7 protein-coding genes are annotated in these 6909 nt (G+C 76.2%); 5 read left to right on the top strand and 2 right to left on the bottom strand.

Going from position 1 to position 6909, the window contains the following annotated elements:
* Positions 1 to 1300: asparagine synthase-related protein (locus ACFP3V_RS07900; protein WP_380581262.1), on the top strand; the 1300-nt coding region annotated here is incomplete at its 5' end.
* A gap of 1005 nt (positions 1301 to 2305) precedes the next feature.
* Here the strand turns inward: ACFP3V_RS07900 and ACFP3V_RS07905 are convergent.
* Positions 2306 to 3238, bottom strand: coding sequence for a LysR family transcriptional regulator (locus ACFP3V_RS07905; RefSeq protein ID WP_380581264.1), 933 nt, complete (start codon positions 3236 to 3238; stop codon positions 2306 to 2308).
* Positions 3239 to 3345: 107 nt separating this feature from the next.
* Here ACFP3V_RS07905 and ACFP3V_RS07910 point away from each other — a divergent pair, with 107 nt between their 5' ends.
* From ACFP3V_RS07910 to ACFP3V_RS07925, 4 genes are read left to right on the top strand one after another with little or no spacing between them, the layout of a single operon-like run.
* The gene (locus tag ACFP3V_RS07910) at positions 3346 to 3762 is read left to right on the top strand and encodes a nuclear transport factor 2 family protein (RefSeq protein WP_380581266.1); all 417 of its coding nucleotides are present in this window, start codon (positions 3346 to 3348) and stop codon (positions 3760 to 3762) included.
* A 2-nt stretch (positions 3763 to 3764) separates the two neighbouring features.
* Positions 3765 to 4697 (top strand): zinc-binding dehydrogenase, encoded by a 933-nt coding sequence (locus tag ACFP3V_RS07915; protein WP_380581267.1) that lies wholly within the window; start codon positions 3765 to 3767, stop codon positions 4695 to 4697.
* 36 nt (positions 4698 to 4733) lie between these two features.
* Positions 4734 to 5261: a universal stress protein gene (locus tag ACFP3V_RS07920; protein ID WP_380581268.1), complete on the top strand. Its 528-nt coding sequence runs from the start codon at positions 4734 to 4736 to the stop codon at positions 5259 to 5261.
* 39 nt (positions 5262 to 5300) lie between these two features.
* The gene (locus ACFP3V_RS07925; protein WP_380581270.1) at positions 5301 to 5939 is read left to right on the top strand and encodes a DsbA family oxidoreductase; all 639 of its coding nucleotides are present in this window, start codon (positions 5301 to 5303) and stop codon (positions 5937 to 5939) included.
* Positions 5940 to 5993: 54 nt separating this feature from the next.
* Here the strand turns inward: ACFP3V_RS07925 and ACFP3V_RS07930 are convergent.
* Positions 5994 to 6909, bottom strand: a 916-nt coding sequence (locus ACFP3V_RS07930; RefSeq protein WP_380581272.1) for an NPCBM/NEW2 domain-containing protein, incomplete at its 5' end; no start/stop codon positions are given.

Raw genomic sequence — 6909 nt, forward strand, 5'->3', positions numbered from 1 at the left:
GGAGCGGTGGGGCGACCCGCGCAGTTCCCGCAGCCTGCGGCTGGGGCCGCCGCCGGGCGCCACCGCCCCGCTGCGGCGCAGCGGCGCGGTGCGCGGCTCGTGGGCGCGGGACCAGGCGTCCCGGGCGCGGGCCTCGCTCGGACTGCTGGCCGTCACGTGGACGGACGGCGCCTCCGCCCTGGACCGGCCGCTGCCCCCGGAACGTGAGGCCGAGCTGGTCCGGGCCCGCGAACTGGCGGAAGCGCACCCGCGGTTGGACCACCTGCTGGTGCCCGGCGGCCCCGAGGCGCTGCCCTACGCGGAGCTGGTCGGCGACCCGCTCTCCGGCCCGTTGACCGACGAGCCGGCACCGGCCCTGGTCACCTCCCTCCGGGACCGAGCCCGCCTGGCCGAGGCGGGCGCCGACCACCTGACCGGCCACGGCGCCCGTCACGTGCTGGACGGCCACCCGGCCCGGATGGCGGATCTGCTGACGGCACGTCAACGCGGCTCCCTGGTCCGGCCGGTGACGGCACTGGTCCGCACCTCCGGCGCACCGGTGTCGCTGCTGCGGGCGGCCCGGCAACTCGCCCGCGGCTCCTACGCGGAGGGCCTGGAGGACGCGGCGACCCGTCTGGTCGCCGGCCCGGTCCCGGCCACGACCGACGCGCTCGTCCACTGCGCCCCCGGCCCGGCAGCCTCCTGGCTGACCCAGGAGGCTTGCGCCGCGGTCGCCGTCCGGCTCCGGCTCGCGGCCCGGCGCCCCGCCCCGGGCGAGCGCCCCGGCGCACGGCGGGCGCGGCTCGCGCTGGAGCGGAAGGCGGCCGAACTGCGGGTGCTGGCCCAGGTGGTGGAGAGCGCGGACACCGCGCACGGACAGCGGCTGCACGCCCCCTTCCTGGACAACCAGGTGATCCGCGCCTGCCGCCAGGTCCCCGACGCCGCGCGCACCCAGCCGGGCGCGCGTCGGGAGATCCTCCGCGCGGTGCTCGCGGGGGCGGGAGTGCCCGAGGGACCGGCGGACGCCACGCCCTCCCCGCCGCCGGGCCCCGGCCCCAGCGCGACGGTGGGGCTCACCGCGGCGGCGCGGGGGGTGGAGTCCCTGTTCACGGCCCCGGTACTGGGGGAGTTGGGGCTGCTGGACGTGGAGCGCTTTCGCGCTGCGCTGGCGGGGCACGCCACGATGAGCCCGGCCGGGCAGGAGGCGGTGGCGCAGGTGGTCGCCACGGAACTGTGGCTTCGCCGCCTCCGCTCCCGCCGCGGCACCTCCTGGCAGGGCCTGCCCCCCGCCCCCCGCCCGGAAGTCGCAGCCGCCCCCTGAGGAACGGGGGGAAGGACGCGCAGCAACCCGGCAACCCCGCGGCGGTGCTGGGAACTGCGCGAGCAACCCGGCAACCCCCCCCGGGGGCGCGAGGAACTGCGTGAGCAACGCCCCACTCGCGGAGGTTCGTCCGGCAGGTGGGGCCGGACTTCTCCGGGTGGTGGGCCGGTCGCGCAGAGCTCGGCATCCCTCCGGGGGCGTGGGGTACTGCGTGAGCAACGCCCCGCCCGCGGAGGTTCGTCCGGCAGGTGGGGCCGGACTTCTCCGGGTGGTGGGCCGGTCGCGCAGAGCTCGGCATCCCTCCGGGGGCGTGGGGTACTGCGTGAGCAACGCCCCGCCCGCGGAGGTTCGTCCGGCAGGTGGGGCCGGACTTCTCCGGGTGGTGGGCCGGTCGCGCAGAGCTCGGCATCCCTCCGGGGGCGTGGGGTACTGCGTGAGCAACGCCCCGCCCGCGGAGGTTCGTCCGGCAGGTGGGGCCGGACTTCTCCGGGTGGTGGGCCGGTCGCGCAGAGCTCGGCATCCCTCCGGGGGCGTGGGGTACTGCGTGAGCAACGCCCCGCCCGCGGAGGTTCGTCCGGCAGGTGGGGCCGGACTTCTCCGGGTGGTGGGCCGGTCGCGCAGAGCTCGGCATCCCTCCGGGGGCGTGGGGTACTGCGTGAGCAACGCCCCGCCCGCGGAGGTTCGTCCGGCAGGTGGGGCCGGACCTCTCCGGGTGGTGGGCCGGTCGCGCAGAACCCGGCATCTCTCCGGGGGCGTGGGGTACTGCGTGAGCAACGCCCCGCCCGCGGAGGTTCGTCCCGCAGGTGGGGCCGGACCTCTCCGGGTGGTGGGCCGGTCGCGCAGAGCCCGGCAACCCCCCGAGGGGCGCGGGGGACTGGGCGAGCAACGCCCCGCCCGCGGAGGTTCGACCTGCAGGTGGGGCCGGACCTCCCTGAGTGGTGGGCCGGTCGCGCAGTTCCTCGCGCCCGCCCCTGAGGGGGCGACCGGCCGTCCGTGTAGAAGGGCTTACCGGAGCTGCAGCCAGCCCTCCTCCGTTGCCAACGCGCGCGCCGCGCGCAGAAGTTGGGCAACCGCCGGGTTCGCGCGTTCCGCGCGCCCCGCGCGCGTGAGCAGGGAGACGTCCAGCGCCTCCGGCGGATCCAGGGGCCGCCAGACGAGGGACTCCGGCAGGCCCGGCGCCGCCGATTCGCCCACCAGGGCCAGCGCCTCGCCCCGGGACACCGGGGCATGCGCCGCGTCGAAGGGGACCCGCCGGAACAGCCAGCGGGGCTCCACCCCCGCCCGGGCCAACAGCCCGGCCACCGCGTCGAAGTGGCTCGGGTTCTCCTCGCGCGGATGCGTCAGCAGGGCCGCGCCGTCCAGTGCTGCCGTCGGCACCGCCGCCGCCCGGGCCAGCGGGTGGTCCCGGGGGAGCAGCACGCCCTGCCGGTCCAGGCGGATCCGCGTGCGGACCAGGTCGGGCACCGGCGGCGGGCAGCGCACCAGGCCCGCGTCCAGCAGGCCGTCCGCGACGCCGGAGACGATCTCCGCGGTCGGCAGCATCCGCGCACTGACGGTCAGTCCGGGCGCCTGCCGCTCCAGCGCCTCCAGCAGCGCGGGGGCCGTCCCGTAGCTCGTACTCGTGCTGTAGCCGAAGGCCAAGCTGCCGGTCCGGCCCGTGGCCAGCGCCCGGACCTGCTGCCACATGCGGTCCTCCGCCGCCGCCAGTGACGCCCCCAGCTCCTGCAACAGCCTTCCGGCGTCCGTGAGTTCGACACCCTGCGGGCTCCGGACGAACAGCTGGGCACCGAGGTCCCGCTCCAGCTGCCGGATCTGGCGGCTCAACGCGGGCTGGGCGATGTGCACCCGTTGCGCGGCGCGGGTGAAGTTGCGCTCGTCGGCGACGGCCAGGAAGTAGCGCAGCCGCCGCAGTTCGGAGAGCGAGCTCGGGACGTCCATGTCCGCCACCCTAGAACCCGCCCCGACTGCACCGATGCCGCCGGGGTATGGCGCGGTGACGACCAGGTCTTTCCCTCCGGCGGCCCCCGCTCCCTAGCGTCGTGGCCATGCAGACCACGACCGCTCCCCGCACCGCGAAGGACACCGTCCTCGCCTACATGGCCACGCTCACCTCGGGCGACCTCGACGCCCTGCGCGGCTTCTTCACCCCGGAGTCCACCTGGACCCTCCACGGCGACCTGCCGCTGTCCCGGACCTGGACCGGCCCGGAGGAGATCCTCGACGAGTTCGTCCCCGCCATGGTGGCCCGGCTGCACCCGGAGACCATGGAGTTCTCCTTCGACGGCGTCATCGCCGAGGGCGACCGCGTCCTCGCCGAGTGGAACACCCGGGCCCTGGCCCGGACCGGACTGCGCTACGACCAGCACTGCCTGGCCGTGTTCACCGTCCGCGACGGCCGGATCGTCTCCGTCCGCGAGTACCTCGACACCCTGCACGCCCACACCGCGGTCTTCGGAGGCTGACCATGCGCGCCCTGCTCCCCGATCCCGAACGGATCGTCAGGATCGACGAGGTGCCGGAGCCGGAACCGGAACCGCAGCAGGCGGTGGTGGCCGTGGAGGCGTTCTCCGTCAACCGCGGTGAGACCTTCCAGCTCGACGGCTCCCTGGACCGCCGCTGGCCCGGCTGGCGCCCGGGCAAGGACGTCGCCGGCACGGTCGTGCGGGCCGCCGCCGACGGCAGCGGCCCGGCCGTCGGCGCCCGCGTGGTCGGGCACCCGCCGGCGTACGGGTGGGCGGAACGAGTCGCGGTCCCGACCGCCGACCTGGCCGTGCTGCCGGACGGCGTGGACGCCGTCACCGCCGCCTCGCTGCCGCTCGCCGGGATCACGGCGTTGCGGCTGCTGCGGGCGGCCGGCCCCGTCGCCGGGCGCCGGCTGCTGCTCACCGGAGCCAGCGGCGGGGTCGGCCACTACGTCACCGAACTGGCCGCCGCGTCCGGCGCGGCGGTCACCGCCGTCACGGCGACGCCCGAGCGGGGCGCGCGGCTGCGGGAGCTGGGCGCCGCCGAGGTCGTGACCGGGGTCGAGGAGGCCACGGGCCCCTTCGACCTGGTGCTGGAATCCGTCGGCGGCGACTCGCTGCCCGCCGCGCTGGCCCGGCTGCGGCCGGACGGGCTGCTGCTCTGGTTCGGGCAGGCGAGCCGGCAGCCGGTGACCCTGGACTTCTTCGGCTTCTTCGGCGGCCCGAACCAGGCGCGGATCCAGCACTTCGACTACACGCACTCCGACCGCGGCTACGGCGAGGACCTGGAGACCCTGCTCCGTCTGGTCGCCGGCGGCCGGCTGCACCCCGAGATCGGCTCCGTGCACGACTGGAGCCGCACGGCCGCCACGGTCACCGCGCTGCGCGGCCGCCGCATCCGCGGCAACGCCGTCCTCACCGTGCGCCGCGCCTGACGGGTCGTCAGCGTCCCGCTCCGGCAGGATGAGCGCATGTTGGTGGTGAACGAGTTGCCGGGCCCGGAGCTCGCTCCCGGGGTGCTCGCCGGACTGGACGGCTCGGACGGGTCCCTGTGGGCGCTGGAACGTGCCGCCGCCGAGGCCGCCGCCCTGAAGCTCCCGCTGTACGCCCTGGCCGGGGTCAACCCGGTCCCCCTCGGCTGGGAACCCGGCCTGGGCGACCTGGTCCAGGAGAGCGTGGAGCGGCTGCTCGCCGGGATGACCGAGGTGGCGACCCGCGGCATCGAGGCGGTGGCCGCCCGCAGCCCGCACCCGGGGCCGGTGTCGCTGCACGTCGTCGCGGGCAGTCCGGTGGATCTGATGCTGCGCTGCAGCCGGTCCCAGCACACGGTGGTCGTCGGCACCCGGGGCAACGGCGGCTTCGCCCGGCTGCTGCTCGGCTCGGTCGCCACCGCCCTCGCGCACCACTCCGCCTGCCCGGTGCTGCTGGTGCCGCCCCCGGCCGTACAGCCGCCGGAGCGCCCCGGAATAGAGGACGTCCGCCCGCGCGTTCTTCTCTGACAGCGCAGAGAAACAACGAAGGCTACGAGCGGAGGACCCGTGCGCGTCGAGATCTACAGCGACATCGCCTGCCCCTGGTGCTACATCGGCAAGCGCCGCTTCGACCGCGCCCTGGAGGCCTTCGCCGGAGCGGAGGACGTCGAGGTCGTCTTCCGGCCGTACCAGCTGGTCCCGGACGCCCCCATGGAGCCGAGCCCGCACCGGGCCTGGCTCGAGGAGCGCTACGGCCCGCAGTCGCGCGCCATGGACGACCGGGTCGCCGCCCTCGGGGCCAAGGAGGGCATCCGCTACGACTTCGACGCGGCCCTGCACGTCAACACCCTGCACGGACACCGCCTGCTCCGGCTGGCCGAGCAGGAGTACGGGGCCGCGGTGCAGCGGGAGTTGAAGGAGCGCCTGCTCGCCGCCCACTTCTCCGACGGCGCCGACGTGGCCGACGCCGCGCAGCTCACCGAGATCGCGGTGGCCGCCGGGCTGGACCGGGAACGGGTCACCGCCTTCCTGGCCGGCGACGAGGGCACGGCGGAGGTCCGCGCCGAGCTGGCCCGGGCCGCGCAGATCGGCATCAGCGCGGTGCCGACCTTCGTCTTCGAGGGCAAGTGGGCCGTCCAGGGCGCCCAGGAGACCGAGACCTTCCTGCGCGCGCTGGAGCAGGTGGCGGCGGAGACCGCTGTCTGAGCCGGACTCGTCCGACGCTGCGTCAGCCGCCTTCCGGCGGCACGTCAGCTGACGTCAGCCGCAGTGGAAGACGGCGTTCGCCCAGTCGGCGACACCGGCGGCGCCGTCGCCGAGAAGGCCGTGCCCGTGCACGCCCCGCACGACGAGGCGGATCGCCTTCACCCCGTCCAGCGGCACGTGCGCCGGCACCGCCGCGTCGTCGCCGTGCACCGGGCCCGAACTCCACAGCACCTGGCCGGTCTCGTCGTCGACGACCCGGAACAGCACGGTGCCCCACCCGTTGGTGACGTCGTCCACGCCGACCATGGCGTCGAAGGCGGTGCAACTGCGGTTCAGGTCCACCGCCGCCGAGCCGGGCGCGTACATCGTGATGCCGTGGGCGTAGTCGGTGCCGTCGATGCTGACCCCGTCCGGACGCTGCCACAGCCGGGGGGACGGCATGCCGCGCAGTGAAGGACCGGTGGGTGTGCCGGAGTTGAGCCCGCTGTAAGGCAGCAGGTCGACGAAGTAGGGCCCGGCGACCGGGGTCGGCGTGGGTGTCGGGGTGGGTGTTGGTGTCGGGGTGGGCGTGGGTGTCGGTGTCGGTGTCGGGGTGGGCTTGGGCCGGGGCGTGGCCTTGGGGGTCGGCTTGGGCGCGGGCTTCGGCGTCGCGGGCGCGGGGTGCACCGCCGCGGGGACGACCGGCTGCGGGGAGGGCCTGGGCGTCGCCTTCGGGGCCGGTGCGGGCGGCTGCTGCGTCGCCACGGGCGTCGGCGTCGGCGTCGGCTTGGCCACCGGCTTCGGCGCGCTCTCGTGCCCGGACAGGGCGAACACCAGCCCGGCCGTGACCGCCACGGCGACCGCCGCGGCGATGCCCGCCTTGGCGGGCAGGCCCAGCCCCTCGGACGCCGCCGCGCTGCCACCGGCCGCTCCGGCACTGCCTCCTGACGCCGCGCCACCCGCCGCGGCGGCGCCGACGGGGGGCCCCCCC

The sequence above is a fragment of the Streptacidiphilus monticola genome (assembly GCF_042658505.1).
GTDB lineage: Bacteria > Actinomycetota > Actinomycetes > Streptomycetales > Streptomycetaceae > Streptacidiphilus > Streptacidiphilus monticola.